Here is a 19,062-nt window from a genome sequence, read left to right as displayed (position 1 = left end):
AACGTTGAACAACGGATAGAAAAAGAAATTAGGATGGAAAAAGAACTTAGAATTATTATCAGTGGTGGAGGAACAGGAGGGCATATCTTTCCTGCCGTCTCTATCGCAAACGCTATAATAGAGCTACGCCCCGACGCAGAAATTCTCTTTGTAGGTGCTGAAGGACGTATGGAAATGCAACGGGTTCCCGATGCAGGCTACCGTATTATCGGGCTTCCGATTGCCGGATTCGACCGCAAACGTTTATGGAAAAATGTATCTGTATTGATTAAACTGATGCGCAGCCAGTGGAAAGCACGCAAAGTTATCAAGGACTTCCGCCCACAAGTGGCGGTAGGCGTAGGCGGATATGCAAGCGGACCTACATTGAAGACTGCCGGAATGATGGGAGTACCGACATTAATCCAGGAACAAAACTCTTATGCCGGAGTGACCAATAAGCTCCTGGCACAGAAAGCAAAAGTGATTTGTGTAGCTTATGATGGAATGGAAAAGTTCTTCCCTGCCGACAAGATTATTATGACGGGGAATCCTGTCCGCCAAAACCTGACAAAGGATATGCCGTCTAAAGAAGAAGCATTGCGCTCCTTCAACTTACAGCCAGGCAAAAAAACGATTCTGATTGTAGGCGGCAGTCTGGGTGCACGTACCATCAACAATACGCTGACAGCCGGACTGGCAACCATCAAAGAAAATACGGACGTGCAATTCATCTGGCAAACGGGCAAATACTATTACCCGCAAGTGAAAGAAACCGTGAAAGCTGCAGGTACACTTCCGAACTTATATGTAACGGATTTCATCAAAGACATGGCAGCCGCATACGCAGCAGCCGATCTTGTGATTTCCCGTGCAGGGGCAGGTTCTATTTCAGAGTTCTGCCTGTTACATAAACCTGTTATCTTAGTGCCTTCTCCCAATGTAGCGGAAGACCATCAGACTAAGAATGCCTTAGCATTGGTGAATAAACAGGCAGCTATCTACGTCAAAGACAGTGAAGCAGAAACAACCTTGATGGATGTAGCATTATCTACCGTCAATGATGAACAGAAACTGAAAGAACTGACAGAGAATATCGCCAAGCTGGCTTTGCCCGATTCTGCGAGAATCATCGCACAAGAGGTTATCAAACTGGCGGAAGCAAAGAGCTGATAAACAGAAGCAAAAACAGATAAATAGATTATCGGATTGCATACAGGTTGAAGTAGCGGTATAACTCCGGGATCAAACGACGTAATCCGTACTAAAATAAAAAACAGAAGAAATGAATATAGAAACGATAAAATCAGTCTATTTCGTAGGTGCCGGCGGCATCGGTATGAGTGCACTTGTACGCTACTTTCTCTTCAAAGGAAAGATAGTGGCCGGATACGACCGTACCCCTACTCCATTGACTGAAACCCTGATCGCCGAAGGCGCACAAATACATTATGAAGAAAACGTCGACCTGATTCCCGAAGCCTGCAAAGACAAGGAAAGCACGTTAGTCATATACACGCCCGCCGTTCCGCAGGAACATGAAGAAATCGTTTATTTCCGCAACAACGGATTCGAAATACAGAAACGCGCCCAAGTATTGGGAACAATTACCCATTCGAGCAAAGGTCTGTGCGTGGCAGGTACTCACGGAAAAACAACCACATCGACAATGACAGCCCATTTGCTCCATCAATCGCACGTGGAATGTACCGCTTTTCTCGGAGGAATCTCGAAGAACTACGGCACCAACCTGCTACTCTCTCAAACAAGCCCTTACACGGTGATTGAAGCAGATGAGTTCGACCGTTCTTTCCACTGGCTGTCGCCCTATACAACCGTAATTACATCTACCGACCCCGATCATCTGGACATCTACGGCACAGAACAAGCCTACCTGGAAAGTTTCGAGCATTATACCACGCTTATCCAACCGGGTGGCGCACTGATTATCCGCAAAGGCATCTCCCTGCAACCGAAAGTGCAGCCGGGCGTTCGTGTCTATACTTACTCACGTGACGAAGGCGACTTCCATGCAGAAAACATCCGCATCGGAAACGGAGAAATATTCATCGACTTTGTTGCCCCGGACACCCGTATCAACGATATTCAACTGGGAATTCCGGTTAGCATCAACATAGAAAACGGCGTAGCCGCCATGGCATTGGCACACCTTAACGGGGCGACCGATGAAGAAATAAAAAGAGGCATGGCAAGTTTCCGCGGAGTAGACCGCCGGTTCGACTTCAAGATCAAGAACGACCGTATCGTCTTTTTGAGTGACTACGCCCACCACCCCTCTGAAATCAAACAGAGCGTGTTGTCTATGCGCGAACTTTACAAGGACAAGAAGATCACAGCCATCTTCCAGCCGCATCTCTACACCCGCACCCGCGACTTCTATCAAGATTTTGCCGATAGCCTGTCGCTACTCGACGAAGTGATTCTGGTAGACATCTATCCGGCACGTGAAGCACCGATTCCGGGCGTCACCAGCAAACTGATTTATGACAATCTCCGTCCGGGCATTGAAAAAAGTATGTGCAAAAAGGAAGATATACTGAACATTCTGAAAGATAAAAACATTGAAGTATTAATCACTTTGGGGGCTGGAGACATCGACAACTATGTCCCTGAAATAAAGGAACTATTAGAAACAAAAAAATTAAGAATGAATAATGAATAATGAAGAATCTCTATCCAGCGTATTGATGCGCAGCAATTCTTCATTCTTCATTCTTAATTCTTCATTAATAAAAAAACTATGGTAAAGAGAATCCTTCTATCCATCGTCATGCTGGTGCTTATAGCCTACCTCGCCGTAGCTATCACCGCATTCAACCGCAAGCCTGCCGACCAGACCTGCCGTGACATGGAATTGGTTATCAAGGATACCGCATACGCCGGCTTCATCACCAAAGAAGAGCTGAAAGGTATCCTTCAGCACAAAGGGATCTACCCCATCGGGAAGAAGATGGAGCGCATCTCTACCAAGTCACTGGAACGGGAACTAAGCAAACATCCGTTGATTGACGAAGCCGAGTGTTACAAAACACCCAGCGGCAAAGTATGCGTGGAAGTGACACAACGTATCCCTATTCTTCGGGTGATGAGCTCCAACGGTCAGAATTACTACCTTGACAACAAAGGAACCGTCATGCCACCGGATGCAAAATGCGTCGCTCACCGGGTAATTGTCACCGGAAACGTAGAAAAGTCGTTTGCAATGAAGGATTTATATAAGTTTGGTGTATTTTTGCATAATAATAAATTCTGGGACGCCCAGATAGAGCAGATCCATGTGTTGCCCGACCAGAACATCGAATTGGTGCCGCGTGTGGGAGACCATCTCGTCTATCTCGGAAAACTGGAAAACTTTGAAGATAAACTGGCACGTTTGAAGGAGTTCTACAAGAAAGGACTCAACCGGGTAGGCTGGAACAAATACTCACGTATCAACCTCGAATTCAACAACCAGATTATCTGCACCAAACGAGAATAGATAATAAATGATAGTTGATAATTGATAGTTGACAGATGAGGAGTGAACAATCTTTTTTCAATCGTAAATTGTAAATCGTAAAATCGTAAATAAATATATATGGCAACAACAGAATTTATCGCCGCTATTGAACTTGGTTCATCGAAGATAACCGGTGTGGCCGGAAGAAAGAACAGTGACGGAAGTATGCAGGTATTAGCGTATGCCCAGGAAGACTCTTCTACGTTTATTCGTAAAGGAGTTATTTTCAATCTGGACAAGACAGCGCAAAGCCTGACCTCGATCATCAACAGACTGGAAGGTGAGTTGAAAAACTCAATTGCCAAGGTATATGTAGGCATCGGCGGACAATCACTCCGCACAGTCCGCAATGTAGTAAGCCGCGACCTGGAAGAAGAAGCCATCATATCCGAAGAACTTGTAAGCGCTATCGGTGATGAGAACATTGCCATCCCGGTAGTTGATATGGATATACTGGACGTAGCTCCGCAAGAATACAAGGTGGGCAATAATCTGCAAGCCAACCCGGTAGGTCTGGTAGGAAGCCACATCGAGGGACGTTTCCTCAACATCGTTGCCCGTGCTTCCGTACGCAAGAATCTGGAGCATTGCTTCCAGCAGGCAAAAATCGACATTGCCGACCAACTGATCGCCCCGCTAGTAACAGCCAATGCCGTACTGACAGAAAGCGAACGCCGTTCGGGTTGTGCACTGATCGACTTCGGAGCAGATACGACTACCATCTCTGTATATAAGAATAACATTCTCCGCTTCCTCACCGTATTACCTTTGGGAGGCAACAGCATCACGCGTGACATCACCACCCTGCAAATGGAGGAGGAAGAAGCCGAACGCCTGAAAAAAGCCTATGGTGACGCGCTCTACGAAGAAGACCCCGAACAAGAGGAAGAAGCTACCTGCAAACTGGAGGATGACAACCGTATCATCAAAGTGGCAGATCTTAATAATATCATCGAAGCCCGTGCCGAAGAAATCGTTGCCAACGTATGGAACCAGATTCAGCTATCCGGCTACGAAGACAAACTGCTGGCAGGACTTATCCTAACAGGAGGAGCCGCCAACCTGAAGAACTTGGACGAAACCTTGCGCAAACGCAGCAAGATAGAAAAGATACGGATGGCGAAACTTCCACGCAATACGGTCCATGCCCCCAACAATATACTAAAAAAAGACGGTTCACAGAACACATTGTTCGGTCTCCTGTTTGAAGGGAACCAAAACTGTTGCCTGACTGAAACCGCCCCGCAAGCTGCTGCTCCTGTACCGCCAGTCTCCAAGCCGGAGCCGGAAGTGCATAGGACCGCAGACATATTTGAAGACGACCAGGAGCTGAAGGAACAGGCCCGCCTCGCCCGCCTCAAGAAAGAGGAAGAAGAGCGTGAAGCCAAGTTAGCTGCTAAAGAAGCGGAAAAACTTCGCAAGCAAAAGGAAAAGGAAGAGAAAGAAAGACGGAAAAGAGAAGCCGGTCCGAGCTGGATTCAGCGCAAGATCGACTCGTTGACGAAAGAAATCTTCTCCGACGACGATATGAAGTGATTTATGATTTATGAATTATGAGTTATGAGTTGGCTGCGCGCTATATCATAAATCATAAATCATAACTTATAAATCAAGATTCAAAAATCAGAGTTCAGAAACCAGAAATCATAAATCAGAAATCATATTATTATGGACGAGATAGTACAATTCGATTTCCCGACAGATTCACCGAAGATCATCAAAGTGATTGGTGTAGGTGGTGGTGGTGGTAACGCTGTAAACCACATGTACCGGGAAGGCATCCATGATGTAACGTTCGTTCTTTGCAACACGGACAACCAGGCATTGGCCGAATCACCTGTCCCGGTGAAACTGCAACTGGGCCGTAGCATCACGCAAGGGCTTGGAGCCGGCAACCGTCCCGAACGGGCACGCGACGCCGCTGAAGAAAGTATAGAAGATATCAAGGCACAACTGAACGACGGCACCAAGATGGTATTCATCACCGCCGGAATGGGAGGAGGAACCGGAACAGGAGCTGCCCCGGTCATCGCCCGCATTGCGAAGGAAATGGATATTCTGACTGTCGGTATCGTCACCATCCCCTTTATCTTCGAAGGAGAAAAGAAAATCATCCAGGCACTGGACGGCGTCGAACGTATCGCCCAGCACGTTGATGCCCTATTGGTTATCAACAACGAACGCCTGCGCGAAATATACGCCGACCTTACCTTTATGAATGCCTTCGGCAAGGCCGATGACACTCTTTCCATCGCTGCCAAGAGCATTGCCGAGATTATCACCATGCGTGGTACGGTCAACCTCGACTTTGCCGATGTGAAAACCATCCTGAAAGATGGCGGAGTAGCGATCATGAGTACCGGATTCGGCGAAGGAGAAAATCGTGTGACGAAAGCAATCGACGATGCCCTGCATTCTCCGCTGCTCAACAACAACGATATTTTCAATGCCAAGAAGGTTATGTTGAACGTTTCTTTCTGCCCGTCATCCGAGCTGATGATGGAGGAGATGAACGAGATACACGAGTTCATGAGCAAGTTCCGCGAAGGAGTGGAAGTGATCTGGGGTGTTGCCATCGACAACTCACTGGATACCAAAGTAAAGATCACCGTATTGGCAACCGGATTCGGTGTAGAAGACGTCCCCGGAATGGACAGCCTGCATGCTGCACGCAGCCAGGAAGAGGAAGAACGCCAACTGCAACTGGAAGAGGAAAAAGAGAAGAACAAAGAACGTATCCGCAAGGCATACGGCGAAAGTGCCAGCAATATCGGAAGCAAGAGCCTCCGCAAACGCCGCCACATCTATCTTTTCAACACGGAAGATTTGGACAACGACGATATCATCGCCATGGTAGAAGATTCTCCCACGTATATGCGTGATAAGACGACTCTTACTAAAATCCGGACAAAAGCTGCATTGGAAGAAGAAGTGGCAACAGAAGAAGCTACGGATGATAACGGCGTAATTACATTCTAAACAAAGAGCTTAAGAACGAAAATTATAGTCCCACAGCATCAGGCTTCAGATCTAATTTTTAATCTTCAATTTATAATTATAATAGTATGGATTTATTCGATCAAGTCAGCGAAGACATTAAAAACGCAATGAAGGCGAAAGATAAAGTAGCCCTCGAAACTTTGAGAAATATAAAGAAGTTCTTCCTCGAAGCTAAGACAGCTCCAGGAGCTAACGATATATTGACAGATGACGCAGCTCTAAAGATTATCCAGAAACTTGTAAAACAAGGAAAAGATTCTGCTGAAATCTATATCGGACAGGGTCGTCAGGACTTGGCTGACGTAGAATTGGGTCAGGTAGCCGTTATGGAAAAATACCTGCCGAAACAGATGAGTGCCGAAGAACTGGAAGCTGCTTTGAAGGAAATTATCGCAGAGACAGGTGCTACGAGCGGTAAAGACATGGGTAAGGTCATGGGAGTTGCCTCCAAGAAGCTGGCAGGACTTGCAGAAGGACGTGCCATTTCCGCAAAAGTAAAAGAGCTTTTGGGATAACTTCCGGAACTTCTACAGAACCTTTTAGTGTTCGATTTTATCTTGCACCTTACACTAACCAGAGTTTATATATTTGATTAATAGCAGTATAAACCTGTGCAAGATACTGTTGCAGATGCGTGCAAGATGTTTCATCTTACACACATCTGCAACTTTTCTTTAAACATGACATTCACCTCCTTCACCACTCTGAAACATCGATGAATAAAGGGATTTCGGGTGAAGGGCTGCCTTTCACATAGGTTTCACCCGATTCACTATACCTTTCTGCCGAATTTTGATTAATAGACTGATTCCAATCTATTAGATATAAACTTATTCTCTATTGATGCCAAACTTCCTTTTCACTAATAGAAAAGATTACTAACATTAAAGGCAATCTCTAAATGAAGCTTTTGTTTTTATAAACAAAGCTTTCATTTATAAAATCAAAAGCTTCATTTATATAATTGCAACTTGCAATTATAGATTGCGATTAATGAAAAACAAGTTTAGAATTATAGTAAAGTAATTTAGGTATTAATAGAAAGGAACTTTTCTCACTATAAATAAGAAAGAGTCTATTAATAGCTGGGAAATAATCAAATTAGATCACATGAACTTAATAAAGTAAAAGCAGATTTGAAATTAATTTAATGTATGATATAGACAGTACTAATTATTATTTCCCCGAACTAAAATAATCTCCCTATAAAAGAGCATAATATAGAAAATAAAGATTACTTTTACAACGAAACTAAACCACGACAGACAAATGAGAAAGAGTATTGCTATAATTATAACATCTATATTAGTGCTATCAGGATGCAACAAACAACAATCCGTATCTGACAGACTGCTAAATGAAGTAGAAAAAGCCATTGCCATAAATCCTGACAGCGCATCCAACCTACTAAACAGCATATCATCTCCTGAAAAACTAGACGACAAAACTTTTGCACGCTGGTGTATGTTATCAGGAAAGATTACAGACGAGATTTTCACCACCATCCTACCAACTTATCAATTAGAGAGGGCTTATGACTGGTATTCCTCGCATGGTAGTCCTGATGAACAAGTGCAAATTCTGATTTATTTAGGTCGCTCTTATTTTGCAGATGGAGATTATGATAAAGCAATGTCAATATATACAAATGCTTTGGATATTGCAGAAAAGAATAAATTCAATAATCTCATCGGATATATCTACGACTATATAGGCGATTTGTACAGAGAGAAATTCATGCGAACAGAAGCCATCAAAAGATATGAGGCTGCTGCCGAATGCTTCAAAAAAGAAAATAATACAGATAGCTATGCTTGCGCATTAAGAGATGTAGGACGTGAATATGCAGAAATGGATTCATTATCACATGCTCTACATATTCTAATTGTAGCTGATTCTGTAGCAAATAAAACTAAAAATATCGAAGTTACTGCATCAATCAACAATGCTTTAGGAAACATCTATGCAATGCAAAATAAATATGATAAAGCCGAAAAATATCTCCTCAAAGCATTATTGACAGGAAGAGAGAAAATGCCCGACTATGTAGCATTGATTGACTTATATACGACATCAGGTTCCATTAATAAAGCTAAAGAATTATTATCCAAGATTCCACAGGATAACCCCCAATATACATGTAGCATTAAATATCTATATTATCAAATTTATAATGCAGAAGAAAACTATAAAGAAGCTCTTGTCAATCTGGAAGAATATGTTAATATGGTAGATTCTATTGTATATGCAGATAGCCAATCCAAAATACTAGATATAGAATCCAAATATAATCACCTAAAAATCAGCAAAGAAGTCGATAGATTAAAAATTAAACAACAAAGCTACATTATAATTTCAATTATCTGCATTATAACGTTACTATTAATAACAATAGGATACCTATTATATCGCAAAAAAGCAAAAGAAAAAATCCAAAGACAACGGGATGAATTATACCTGATAAAAACAAACTTACTCAATGTGTCATTAGAACTAGAAAAGAAAAAAAGGTTATTAGATACATCCAAAGAGAAAAATGAATACTATAATAAAATGCAGGAAGAAATAATCCTCTTAACCGCCAATTATAAAGAACTACAAAATAAGTCTTTAGAGAATTCACCTCTATTTAAAGAACTGACACATTTAACGACTCAAAATAAACCAAGAAATAATAGATCATTAATAACAGATGAGCAATGGAAACTGATCACAGATGAAATAACACATATTTACCCCAATCTCCACAGGTACATATATAGTCTGTGTCCAGATTTACAGATACAAGATTTTATGTATTGTTGTCTTTATATGTATGGGTTTGACACTAATGCAGAAGCACAATTAATAAATATCACTGTCGATTCGGTAAGAAAAAAACGACTCCGACTTAGACAAAAACTAGGAATTACGTTACCAAACAATAATACGACATTACGAGAATATTTAATTGAAAACATGCGCTAATATTCCTTTTTAGATCGAAATAATTTATTAGGTATAGCTATGTCCACGCAATCAGGTGTAACCATCTGATTATCAACATCAGTTTGTCCACGTCGAAAAACATCTTTTGCTTGTATTACCCCTCATATTGCCATAAATTTGCAAGAAACATTTAAAAATATGAGAAAGCTAAGTATTGTACTATTATTGATTAGTATTTCATTCATGACAATGGAAGCCAATAATCTATCAGAGCGTAGAACTAAGCACCTAGTTTTCGAAAGATGGCATTACCAGAAAAGAGCACTTGTTCCTATCCCCATAGAAGCCATTCTCGACGAAAACTCTATTGAAATTCGTTTTCTTGAAAACATCGACAATCAAGTCACTCTCCAAGTAAAAGATCAACAAGGAAATATCATGTTCCAAGATGTGATAATCCCCCCTAATGAGCAAGAGACTTATAAAATTGATTTAACAGGCTACAAAACTGGCTATTATGAGCTTCTTTATATAGAAAGAGACATGACTTTCATTGGGGAGTTTGAAATAGAGCACTCAATACCATAAAAGTAACAAACATGCAATCATTACGCAACTTAATAATTAAAAGTATGAAAAAGCTATTCTATTCTTTGTGTGCAATAGCCAGCCTATTCACCATCCATTCGTGTACGAATGATATTTCTGAAGATTTTATCTCTCAAAAGAAGATCAAACTTACACAAGATGAAGTCTTCAGCATCTCCTATGAGGAAACAAAAGATTTGGAAGAGAAAACTCTTTTTGATATGGTAAATGCTTTTGCTAATCTGCAAAACGGAACAACAACAAGAAGCAATGCAACTTCATTAAAAATTGTAAAAGAGAGTTTCATAAATAAAGAGGGAGAATTCAAAGAACAAGAACAAGCAACAAGAGCCATTAGCAATGACGATATTACATCTAAAATTTGTGAAATCGAATTTAGCAATGGCTCTTCTATGGGTCGTGCTATAGTTTCAGCGAATACAAATTTTCCTGCCATCATTGCCTTCATTCCTAAATGTAGTAGTGAAAAAATGATGGAGCAAACAGGAGCTAGCAAACTATTACATGCTTCAAAAGCAAGTTATCTATATAATACAATAAAGATGAAAGAAGCTGTAGACTCTTTGCGGCTCCCAACACTTAAGAAGATTAGTAAAGAACTAGAAGTACCTATAAATGAAATTTCTTATGAGAAAGTCAAAGATAATATAGTTGTTATTGATGCAAAGCCTACAACAAGATCAACTGCTGTACAAATAGGAGATATAGAAATGCAAATTCTTGAAACATCTATTTTTCCACTCGTGAAAACTAACTGGGGACAAGAATTTCCCTACAATGGAGCGTTCGGTTATAATGATTTACTTGATTGGGTAAGAACAGAAAATGGGGGAAAAAATTATACTGCAGTTCCCGCAGGATGCGTGAACATTGCTATGGCCCAAATGATGACGTATACCCACCGTCGTAGAATTCCACAAATTTCATTTCCTAATCCTGATGGACATGGTAGCTTTATTCCGAATTGGGATCTAATGGCACAAACTCCTAAGATTGATGATCCAGGATCTAGTGAGAGAGGACGCGGTGATGCAGAGTGTCTAATAATTGATCTTTACCGCGAAAATCATACAACCTCAAAAAAAGATTGGGATGGTGCCGTCATTGCAAGCGAAGTTTCTGAAGTAAACATGTTAAAGACAATGAATAAATATTTTAACTACAAACCTAAAGCCTCTTTTAATGGTGATTTAGCATGGGCAGCATTACGTGCAGGACGCTTAATTATGATGTTAACCTCCGATCATGCCTTCATCATCTCTGGCATGTTAATAACTGAAAAATCCATAGTTACCCGCCAATTAGTGAAGAATAACGATGTATACTGGCATGCCAACTTAGGATGGGCAGACGAGTGTACAGGTTACTATAAATTAGACAGTAATGCCAATACGTGTTTTGAAGCCAAAGGTATTAAAGAATGGTGCTACAAAATGGATTACTTAAATAATATTTCCGTAAGATAAAAACAATATGCCAAAGAATAAATATTTCTTATACACACTTATTGCTTCATTTCTTCTTTTATCATGCACAGATACTAACGTTATCAGCAACTTTAATGAGAAAAACACAGAGAGCGATAAGATCATTTTAACCCCGGAGGAGTTTACCAGTATTGCGTATGATGCTCCCCAAGAACTATCTGACGAGGAAATAACCAATGTTATCTCTGATTTTAAGAATAATATAGAAACTAAAAAAGTAGCTACTACACGAAACTCAAAACTATCAAAAGTGGCTATTAAAAAGAAGTATTATATTACCCAAAATAACAATATTATTGAAACCATAACTACAACTCGTTCATCAATACCCAATGAACTCGCTGTACCTATATTTAATGTTGAGTTAGCCAACGATGATGGCAGCAAAAGTCTGGCAGTAGTATGTGGTGATGAAAGAATGCCCGAAGTCCTTTTCTATACAGACAATTATTGTCCAGATAGTGAAACTGATAATAGGATAGGTTACTTACTGGAAGTATCCAAAAAGAATATCCTTTTAGATATCCAACACATAGAAGATATAAAGTCTACTAAAAGAGATTCTACCCTCTATAAAATCGCCCAACAACTAAACATTCCCCAAAGAGAAGTATCTTATCAAAATATTAAAGACCAAATTATAACTACTGATGAAGTATCTACCAGAAATAATAATCCGGGAAATCCAGCCGGAGGTGTAGAAAAGCCCAAATCAGAAGTAGTAGGTTTTGTTAATCCCTTATCGAAAGTCGAATGGTCACAAAATACTCCATACAATTCTGCGATGCCTGTAATGATGATTTTTGATGACGTCAATAGCGAATATGAAGGGCATATAGTAGTAGGATGTGCTAATCTCGCAATAGGAATGTTATTTAGTATAATAAAACCTGCCATGTCTATAAAAGATAACCAAAAAGTAGATTGGAACTATGTGACTTCAGTAGATCATATTGTCAGTAAGCCATGGCAACCAGAATTAAGTTCACCACAAGATTTAATAGATATGATTTCCGGCTTATTGTATAAAATATATGTAGATACAGGCTCACACCCTGCATATGAAGATAAAGTATTGCAAGATATCGAAACAGGTAGTAAATACACAAAGTCCGTAATTACGCAAACAGAAACTTCTACTCCCAATATGATAAATTACTTAAGAAGCATGACTAATTTTTCGGGAGATCAAAAAACTAAATTTGACGGAAATCTTGCCAAGCAATCTTTATTTGAAAGAAAACCTGTTTTCCTATTTGGTTCAGGGCATATAGTAGATAAAGATGGTAATATAACTGGAAAACTTGGAGGGCATGCATGGTTAATAGATGGAGTGGTTATTACCAGACATCCTCGACGTGCAGGGTACTACCATTATTGGTCAGTAAATATTGGATGGGGAATAGGGTCTAAAGTTTATTTCAGAACAAGTAATGATTTGCAAGATTGTGATGTCATATTTAAGACAAAGAAAGAATATGTTGCATACTATACCCAAGAAATGACTATGTTATATAATATAACTAGAAAATAGCCCAGCAATGAGAATTTATATTTTTTTATTTATTACATCATTACTCATATCTTCGTATGGTTGCTCTGAAGAACAACCATACGAAGTTGAAAAGAAGTCAGTTTCCATATGGGAAGGAGTGACATCACACATCATCATAGAAACAGACTTAACAGAGCACAACTATAAATTAGAATCAGAAAATCAAGAAATTGCAACTGCAACTCTTGACGTAATGGGCGTATGCATCGCTACATACAAAAGTGGGAGCACCATGATACGACTTATTGATACTGACAATAATAAGATAGTATGTGAGATCTACGTATATGTAATATACTTCAACAGCTCGGAAATTATCAATTGGGGAATTCCGCTCGAAGGTCATCCTGGTTCTCCGGGAATAATAATAAAAGCAATAGATCTAAGAATCCCTCCAGAGATAGAAATTGAGTTACGAGAAAAAGAAAAGCCATTCATCGGTGCCACTTATACATTCAATCAAGAAACCAAAAAGTTCACAATGAAAACTGATTCGGGGATATTCAAAGAAGGTACATACGAATGGAACATTACCTCTTTAACCCTAATGTATGACGATAAAACAGAGAAATTCGGCTTCAAATTTGCTACAGGAATGTCACACGGATATATTCTACAGAGTGACAAAACATCAGAATATCAGCAACGATATCCTGATGCCGGTATCACAGAAGTAAAAGTTAATTATGTCTGGAAGGATAATGAAATAATTCAATTAGGAGGGCTTACATTTTGATCGATACAAAAGTAGATAGACAAGTGAAACTGTTATTTCTGATATTCTGTATATTTACAATTAGCTGCTCAAACGAAGACAAACTAAATTGTGAACCCATTGAATTAAGTAGCAACTCCATACATATTTTAGCAGGAGAAAAAAGAATTGTATATATATTGTCTGATTTAGAAAAATTCCAAATGGGGCTTGGATTACAGTCTGAAAATCCTCGAATAGCAACAGTTGAACCTCAAAATGATAGTAAGGCAATCCTAATCACAGGAAACAGTGTAGGAAACACTTCCATATATCTGCGTGACTTAAGAAATCCTGATAATTTTGCAGAGATTGAAGTTATTTCCGACTACCTTTCCGGAAAGTTCATAGAAAAAGGAGATTCCTCCAGCACTTGGATAAATGGTGGTGACCTGCACATTCGAGAAATAATAGAGAGCGAATTAAAAGAAATTGCCAAGAACCGAACGGGAATACTATACTCTTTTGATAAAGATACTAAAGCTGTGGAAATTGATTATTCTTCATCCGACTATGACAATAATAAAAAGGCCGGAACCTACGAGTGGGATAAAGACAGCCTTACCTTAAACTTTAACAACAACATATCTAAACACGGATTCGCCGTAGTAAACGACCATACAATTATCATTGTATTAGACTTTACTGAAAAGTATAAATCAAAATATCCGAATGCATCTGTAAAAGGTGCAAAAATCCAATGTTTTCTATCAGCAATTGAATAATTAAGTAAACAAAAACATTATGAGAAAAAACATATTTATATGTATCATTTTTGCTGTATCAATTTCAGCATGTACAGAGGAACTAGACAAAGAGATTAATATAGAAACTAATAGTAGTCTTTATGATTTGTCAGAAAGTGAGGCACTTACAATTGCCAAAACGTTTCACGAATCTGTAACATCCGAACCACGAACTAGAGATAATAATACTGCATTTGGTATAAAAAGTACATATAGGCTACACGCTTCTGAAAAAACAAGAGCTTTATCAAGTGAAAAACTCCCCTTAATTTATGAAATAGAAATAAATAACGGTCCGAAGAATGGGAGAATTATTGTTTCCGGAGATAAAAGATTCCAAAAAGTACTCGCATATATACCTTCATTCAATGATTCGGTTTATCAAGTCTCTTTAGGGCCCAACATAATGATGCAAATGGCCAAAAATATTTTAATGGAAAAAATTCAAAACTACAAAGATACATCATCAACACGTTCTCGTCCAGTAGAGTCTATACCTGGGGAAGTAAGCGTAATGATTGTACCATTTTGCAGAACAAACTGGCATCAATTTACTCCATATAACCAACTATTGCCTCAAGCTTTCGTAGAACGTTATGAACGCATATCTCCTAACAGACCTGGAGGAGCTCTATATGGCAACTATCCTACAGGACAAGCTTCTATTGCTATTGCCCAAGCTATGGCATATTTAAGACCTTATTTAAACATTGACGGAATAAATATAAATTGGGAAATATTAACCATGGAAAAAGAAGCGACACAATCCAATGAAAAAATGATCGCAACTTTACTAAAATATGTCTACAATACAATTGGTGCATATCCTGTATGGGGAGAATGTTATAATTATGATAAATGGACTGCTACTGGACCTTCCACCGAGATTGTAAATTCTGTTATTGCAGTGAAAACCCCAATAAGAAATATTTCAAGACAAATAAATACTTCTCAATGCGGACTGACTTGCGATAATGATCAAAGCTGGAATTTAGAAGTTGTAAAAAAATCCCTACTTTCTCTTTATCCTGTTTTCGTAGGTGACCTAGACAAAGTCGCTTTTTTAGTTGATGGATATGCCATTAATGAAGAAAACTCCGTTTACCTCCATTGTAACTTTGGTATGAATGAGAGTTTTAATGGCTATTACATGGTTAATGATAACGGAAGCATAGTATTTGAGCCCGGTGGTTATTTTTATAGAGACATAAATCTTGGTATAATCGCTAATATAAGAAACCGATAAACTCAAAACAACGTTATTTACACATTAGTTGTCCACCTCTTTTATCACTTTTTATATTTGCAAGACATATATACTCAATCCTGCGATGAAAGAGATGAACAGTCAATAGAAACTAAGAAGGGGAAATAGTTTTCCCCTTCGGCAAATTTACAACCAACGCTGGAATAAGTCTCTATTTGATTGTCGGATAGAAGAAAATAAGCTAACTTTGTTCTCTATAATTAAAAAGGGCAATTATGGAGGCAGCAATCAAGAAAATACCATACGGGATGACGGACTTCGAGTCTATCATCCGTGATGGTTATTATTATGTAGATAAAACCCAATATATAGAGAAAGTAGAAAATATAAGCCGTTTCTTTTTCTTTGTCCGTCCCCGTCGTTTCGGGAAGAGTCTTTTCCTGAACATGCTGGGTCTTTACTACGACATCAACAAGAAAGACAAATTCGAGGAAAGCTTCGGAGAATTATATATAGGCAAACATCCCACGCCCAACCGTAACAAATATCTGGTGTTGACGCTCAACTTCAGCAGTGTAGCCAGCGATATGGAGACTTTGAAACAGACTTTCAATACCTATTGTAAACTGGTGATGAGTGCTTTTGCCAAAGATTATAGTGACCTATTAGGGAAAAATATCGCAGAAGAACTGGAAAAATATGATACCGCAGCCGAAATATTGGGATTCTTATGCTTGTCCGCCAAAAGCAAAGGATTGAAAATATATCTTATCCTTGACGAATATGACAACTTCGCCAATAACATTCTGGTAGATTACGGCAATGAACGTTATCACAGCATCACCCACGGCAACGGATTCTTCCGCGGATTCCTCAAGGTAGTGAAGGATTATTCAAACTCTGTCATCGAGCGAATCTTCCTCACGGGAGTCAGTCCTGTGACAATGGACGACCTGACAAGCGGATTCAATATTGCGGATAATTATAGCAGCAACTCCATATTTAATAATATGATAGGTTTCAACGAATACGAAGTGCGCGATTTGATAGATTATTACAAAGAACGCCGGGACCTACCGCACTCTACAGACGAACTGATAGAAATCATGAAACCGTGGTATGATAATTATTGCTTTTCCACCGAAGCACTGGACGAACCGTCCATGTACAATTCAGACATGGTGCTCTACTTCATGAACCGCTATCTGCTAAACATGCGCATACCCAACACAATGCTCGATGCCAACATCCGTACCGACTATAACAAACTGCGCCACCTTATCCGCGTAGACAAGACTTTTGGAGAAAATGCAAGTGTCGTACAGGAAATAGTAGAGAAGGGCGCCACTAGCGGAATCATTGCCGACAGTTTCCCGGCCGAGAATATTATAAAAACCGAATACTTCAAGAGTCTCCTCTATTATTATGGTATGCTTACCATCAACGGCACTAGAGGCCCGATGAATATACTCTCCATCCCCAACCAAACGGTGCGCGAGCAACTCTATGGATACATGATAGACATCTACAAAGATAGCTCCGGTCTCAATTTGGAAGTGGAAAAGCTAAACATACTGATGTATGAAATGGCATACGAAGGTGATTGGAATCCTTACTTCGAATATATCGTCGAACGCCTGAACAAGCAAAGCAGCATCCGTGAATTTATAGAGGGGGAAGCACACGTGAAAGCTTTCATTCTCGCTTATCTGGGACTAAATAGTTACTATATCGCACGCCCCGAATACGAAAGCAACAAAGGATATGCCGACATCTTCCTCCACCCCCGCCTGATGCAGCTTCCCGACATGGCATACAGCTACTGCATTGAAGTGAAATACGCCAAACGGGACGCTTCGGATGCTGAAATCAAAAAGCTACTGTCTGATGCAAAAACGCAACTGAAACAGTATGCGACAAGCGAATGGATCAGGCATGACAAGGGAACGACAGAATTGAAATGCATCGCATTGGTATTTCAGGGTTGGAAACTAGTGAAAGTGGAAGAGGCATAAACAGCTAAGCCCTCCCTATACCTTATCATACTCTTTCATCGTTTATCATGGAATCTATATCCAAGCCCCAGCATCAGATTGTTGGGGTCTTTAAACTTGCTCAACTGGTATCCTACGTGCAAAAACAAATGACGTGTGACGTAAGTCTTGAGAGCCAGAATTTGATAGAACCCTTCCATATCGTCACCGCTGTATATCAAATTCCGACCGACGCCGACATTGATGGAGAAAACGGGCATCACCAGTTCTGCCCGAAGAGATAACCCCACGGCAAACTGCTTACGGAAAGGAGGACGATGAAACTTCAAATCGCCCAAGTAATACTCGCCCACTCTATACTCTTTGAGATTGGCACTCTCATCATATTGCGCATCCGCAGAAAGCCCTGCCCGAAAATAGTTGTTGAAATTATACATCGGGGCGAAATTGATGCCCGCCACACCAAACGAACCGGGAATCATACTCGACACATCGTCTCCAATCAGTCCTCTTTTGCGGGTGGCTCCGTAGATCACCAGGTCATAGCTGACGTGAGGTTTTATAAAGAGCCGTCCGGGAGTGATGGGACCGGGTCCCTCATCCACGCCCAAAGTACGCACGATGCCGATTCTTCCTCCAATAACATTAAGGCCGCCATTAGGATAATGCGTGTTTCCATTGGAAAAATGGGTGAGATCTACACCTGCCGCCAGTTTCCAGTACTTGTGAACTTGCCAGTTCAGCAAAAAGCCGAGATTGATGTACGCATTGATTTTGGAGCCAATCAGCACGTTTTGCGGATTGGATAGTTCATCATATTTCTTCCAGCCAAAAGAAGCCCCGAAGTTCCATTCGTAATCGAGCGACAAACGGGGGGACAGTTGCGCGATACGTGACCCTTGAAAAGCGTATACCGACACGGGATTTCCCAATTCAGCGGGACTAAAGAAAGTATGGTAGGAAATGCCAATACCCTGATAGGTATGGGGAAAGAGCCTGCCGAGATTGGATTCTTTGCTGAATCTGAAAGCGTACTTGAAATGGAAGGAAAGCGATTGGTCGATTTTCTTTTGCTGCGCATTGTCTCCTTGCAGAAAACTATGGGTGGAGACGATATATCCCGGACGGATGTCGAAGCCAAGCTGATGGCGGATCAGGGGATGGCTGACGCTGTCGTTCCGTTGCCCGATGATTGTCCGGGCTTCCAGATTTGCGTTGATTGCCGGATGTACCAGGATGCAAAAGAGGCACAGCAACCGTATGGCGTTTCTATTTCTAATCAT

The 19,062-nt window shown here is 40.3% G+C and carries 15 protein-coding genes; 14 read left to right on the top strand and 1 reads right to left on the bottom strand.

Annotation, left to right across the window (positions count from 1 at the left end):
- Window positions 1-33 precede the first annotated feature (33 nt).
- The 14 genes from murG to DW862_RS07360 all read left to right on the top strand — a co-directional run bounded on the left by murG (window position 34) and on the right by DW862_RS07360 (window position 17,800).
- Window positions 34-1,152: an undecaprenyldiphospho-muramoylpentapeptide beta-N-acetylglucosaminyltransferase gene (gene murG / locus DW862_RS07425; protein ID WP_120067587.1), complete on the top strand. Its 1,119-nt coding sequence runs from the start codon at window positions 34-36 to the stop codon at window positions 1,150-1,152.
- A 112-nt stretch (window positions 1,153-1,264) separates the two neighbouring features.
- Window positions 1,265-2,662, top strand: coding sequence for a UDP-N-acetylmuramate--L-alanine ligase (gene murC, locus DW862_RS07420; protein WP_120067585.1), 1,398 nt, complete (start codon window positions 1,265-1,267; stop codon window positions 2,660-2,662).
- A 78-nt stretch (window positions 2,663-2,740) separates the two neighbouring features.
- The gene (locus DW862_RS07415) at window positions 2,741-3,478 is read left to right on the top strand and encodes a cell division protein FtsQ/DivIB (RefSeq protein ID WP_004315396.1); all 738 of its coding nucleotides are present in this window, start codon (window positions 2,741-2,743) and stop codon (window positions 3,476-3,478) included.
- 99 nt (window positions 3,479-3,577) lie between these two features.
- Window positions 3,578-5,035, top strand: coding sequence for a cell division protein FtsA (gene ftsA, locus DW862_RS07410; protein ID WP_004315397.1), 1,458 nt, complete (start codon window positions 3,578-3,580; stop codon window positions 5,033-5,035).
- Between the two features lie 132 nt (window positions 5,036-5,167).
- The gene (gene ftsZ, locus DW862_RS07405; protein WP_004309506.1) at window positions 5,168-6,478 is read left to right on the top strand and encodes a cell division protein FtsZ; all 1,311 of its coding nucleotides are present in this window, start codon (window positions 5,168-5,170) and stop codon (window positions 6,476-6,478) included.
- Between the two features lie 86 nt (window positions 6,479-6,564).
- The gene (locus DW862_RS07400; RefSeq protein ID WP_004324390.1) at window positions 6,565-7,014 is read left to right on the top strand and encodes a GatB/YqeY domain-containing protein; all 450 of its coding nucleotides are present in this window, start codon (window positions 6,565-6,567) and stop codon (window positions 7,012-7,014) included.
- 754 nt (window positions 7,015-7,768) lie between these two features.
- A complete protein-coding gene (locus DW862_RS07395; RefSeq protein ID WP_117809513.1) occupies window positions 7,769-9,466 on the top strand; it encodes a lipopolysaccharide assembly protein LapB in 1,698 nt (565 codons plus the stop codon).
- Between the two features lie 159 nt (window positions 9,467-9,625).
- Window positions 9,626-10,015, top strand: a complete 390-nt coding sequence (locus DW862_RS07390) for a DUF3244 domain-containing protein (protein WP_117684395.1) — start codon at window positions 9,626-9,628, stop codon at window positions 10,013-10,015.
- Window positions 10,016-10,059: 44 nt separating this feature from the next.
- Window positions 10,060-11,502: a C10 family peptidase gene (locus DW862_RS07385; protein ID WP_117684409.1), complete on the top strand. Its 1,443-nt coding sequence runs from the start codon at window positions 10,060-10,062 to the stop codon at window positions 11,500-11,502.
- A gap of 7 nt (window positions 11,503-11,509) precedes the next feature.
- Complete coding sequence (locus DW862_RS07380; RefSeq protein WP_120067583.1) at window positions 11,510-13,057, top strand: C10 family peptidase; 1,548 nt, start codon at window positions 11,510-11,512, stop codon at window positions 13,055-13,057.
- Between the two features lie 7 nt (window positions 13,058-13,064).
- Complete coding sequence (locus DW862_RS07375; protein WP_117684399.1) at window positions 13,065-13,814, top strand: hypothetical protein; 750 nt, start codon at window positions 13,065-13,067, stop codon at window positions 13,812-13,814.
- A gap of 23 nt (window positions 13,815-13,837) precedes the next feature.
- Complete coding sequence (locus DW862_RS07370) at window positions 13,838-14,557, top strand: hypothetical protein (RefSeq protein WP_117809525.1); 720 nt, start codon at window positions 13,838-13,840, stop codon at window positions 14,555-14,557.
- A 19-nt stretch (window positions 14,558-14,576) separates the two neighbouring features.
- Window positions 14,577-15,824, top strand: coding sequence for a C10 family peptidase (locus DW862_RS07365; RefSeq protein WP_049701642.1), 1,248 nt, complete (start codon window positions 14,577-14,579; stop codon window positions 15,822-15,824).
- 236 nt (window positions 15,825-16,060) lie between these two features.
- The gene (locus DW862_RS07360; protein ID WP_120067580.1) at window positions 16,061-17,800 is read left to right on the top strand and encodes an ATP-binding protein; all 1,740 of its coding nucleotides are present in this window, start codon (window positions 16,061-16,063) and stop codon (window positions 17,798-17,800) included.
- A 35-nt stretch (window positions 17,801-17,835) separates the two neighbouring features.
- On the opposite strand, the gene DW862_RS07355 is transcribed toward DW862_RS07360, so the two are convergent.
- On the bottom strand, window positions 17,836-19,062 hold the full coding sequence (locus tag DW862_RS07355) for an acyloxyacyl hydrolase (protein WP_120067578.1): 1,227 nt from the start codon (window positions 19,060-19,062) through the stop codon (window positions 17,836-17,838).

It is taken from the genome of Bacteroides sp. AM37-9 (genome assembly GCF_003603455.1).
GTDB lineage: Bacteria > Bacteroidota > Bacteroidia > Bacteroidales > Bacteroidaceae > Bacteroides > Bacteroides xylanisolvens.
The sequence above is the reverse complement of the archived record's forward strand: the minus strand, read 5'-3'. Positions and strand labels throughout refer to the sequence as shown.

What these genes read in the sequence shown, in the direction of transcription:
- murG (WP_120067587.1), top strand. Translation starts at nt 34, where the DNA reads ATGGAAAAAGAACTTAGAATTATTATCAGTGGTGGAGGAACAGGAGGG.
- murC (WP_120067585.1), top strand. Translation starts at nt 1,265, where the DNA reads ATGAATATAGAAACGATAAAATCAGTCTATTTCGTAGGTGCCGGCGGC.
- DW862_RS07415 (WP_004315396.1), top strand. Translation starts at nt 2,741, where the DNA reads ATGGTAAAGAGAATCCTTCTATCCATCGTCATGCTGGTGCTTATAGCC.
- ftsA (WP_004315397.1), top strand. Translation starts at nt 3,578, where the DNA reads ATGGCAACAACAGAATTTATCGCCGCTATTGAACTTGGTTCATCGAAG.
- ftsZ (WP_004309506.1), top strand. Translation starts at nt 5,168, where the DNA reads ATGGACGAGATAGTACAATTCGATTTCCCGACAGATTCACCGAAGATC.
- DW862_RS07400 (WP_004324390.1), top strand. Translation starts at nt 6,565, where the DNA reads ATGGATTTATTCGATCAAGTCAGCGAAGACATTAAAAACGCAATGAAG.
- DW862_RS07395 (WP_117809513.1), top strand. Translation starts at nt 7,769, where the DNA reads ATGAGAAAGAGTATTGCTATAATTATAACATCTATATTAGTGCTATCA.
- DW862_RS07390 (WP_117684395.1), top strand. Translation starts at nt 9,626, where the DNA reads ATGAGAAAGCTAAGTATTGTACTATTATTGATTAGTATTTCATTCATG.
- DW862_RS07385 (WP_117684409.1), top strand. Translation starts at nt 10,060, where the DNA reads ATGAAAAAGCTATTCTATTCTTTGTGTGCAATAGCCAGCCTATTCACC.
- DW862_RS07380 (WP_120067583.1), top strand. Translation starts at nt 11,510, where the DNA reads ATGCCAAAGAATAAATATTTCTTATACACACTTATTGCTTCATTTCTT.
- DW862_RS07375 (WP_117684399.1), top strand. Translation starts at nt 13,065, where the DNA reads ATGAGAATTTATATTTTTTTATTTATTACATCATTACTCATATCTTCG.
- DW862_RS07365 (WP_049701642.1), top strand. Translation starts at nt 14,577, where the DNA reads ATGAGAAAAAACATATTTATATGTATCATTTTTGCTGTATCAATTTCA.
- DW862_RS07360 (WP_120067580.1), top strand. Translation starts at nt 16,061, where the DNA reads ATGGAGGCAGCAATCAAGAAAATACCATACGGGATGACGGACTTCGAG.
- DW862_RS07355 (WP_120067578.1), bottom strand. Translation starts at nt 19,062, where the DNA reads ATGATTAGAAATAGAAACGCCATACGGTTGCTGTGCCTCTTTTGCATC.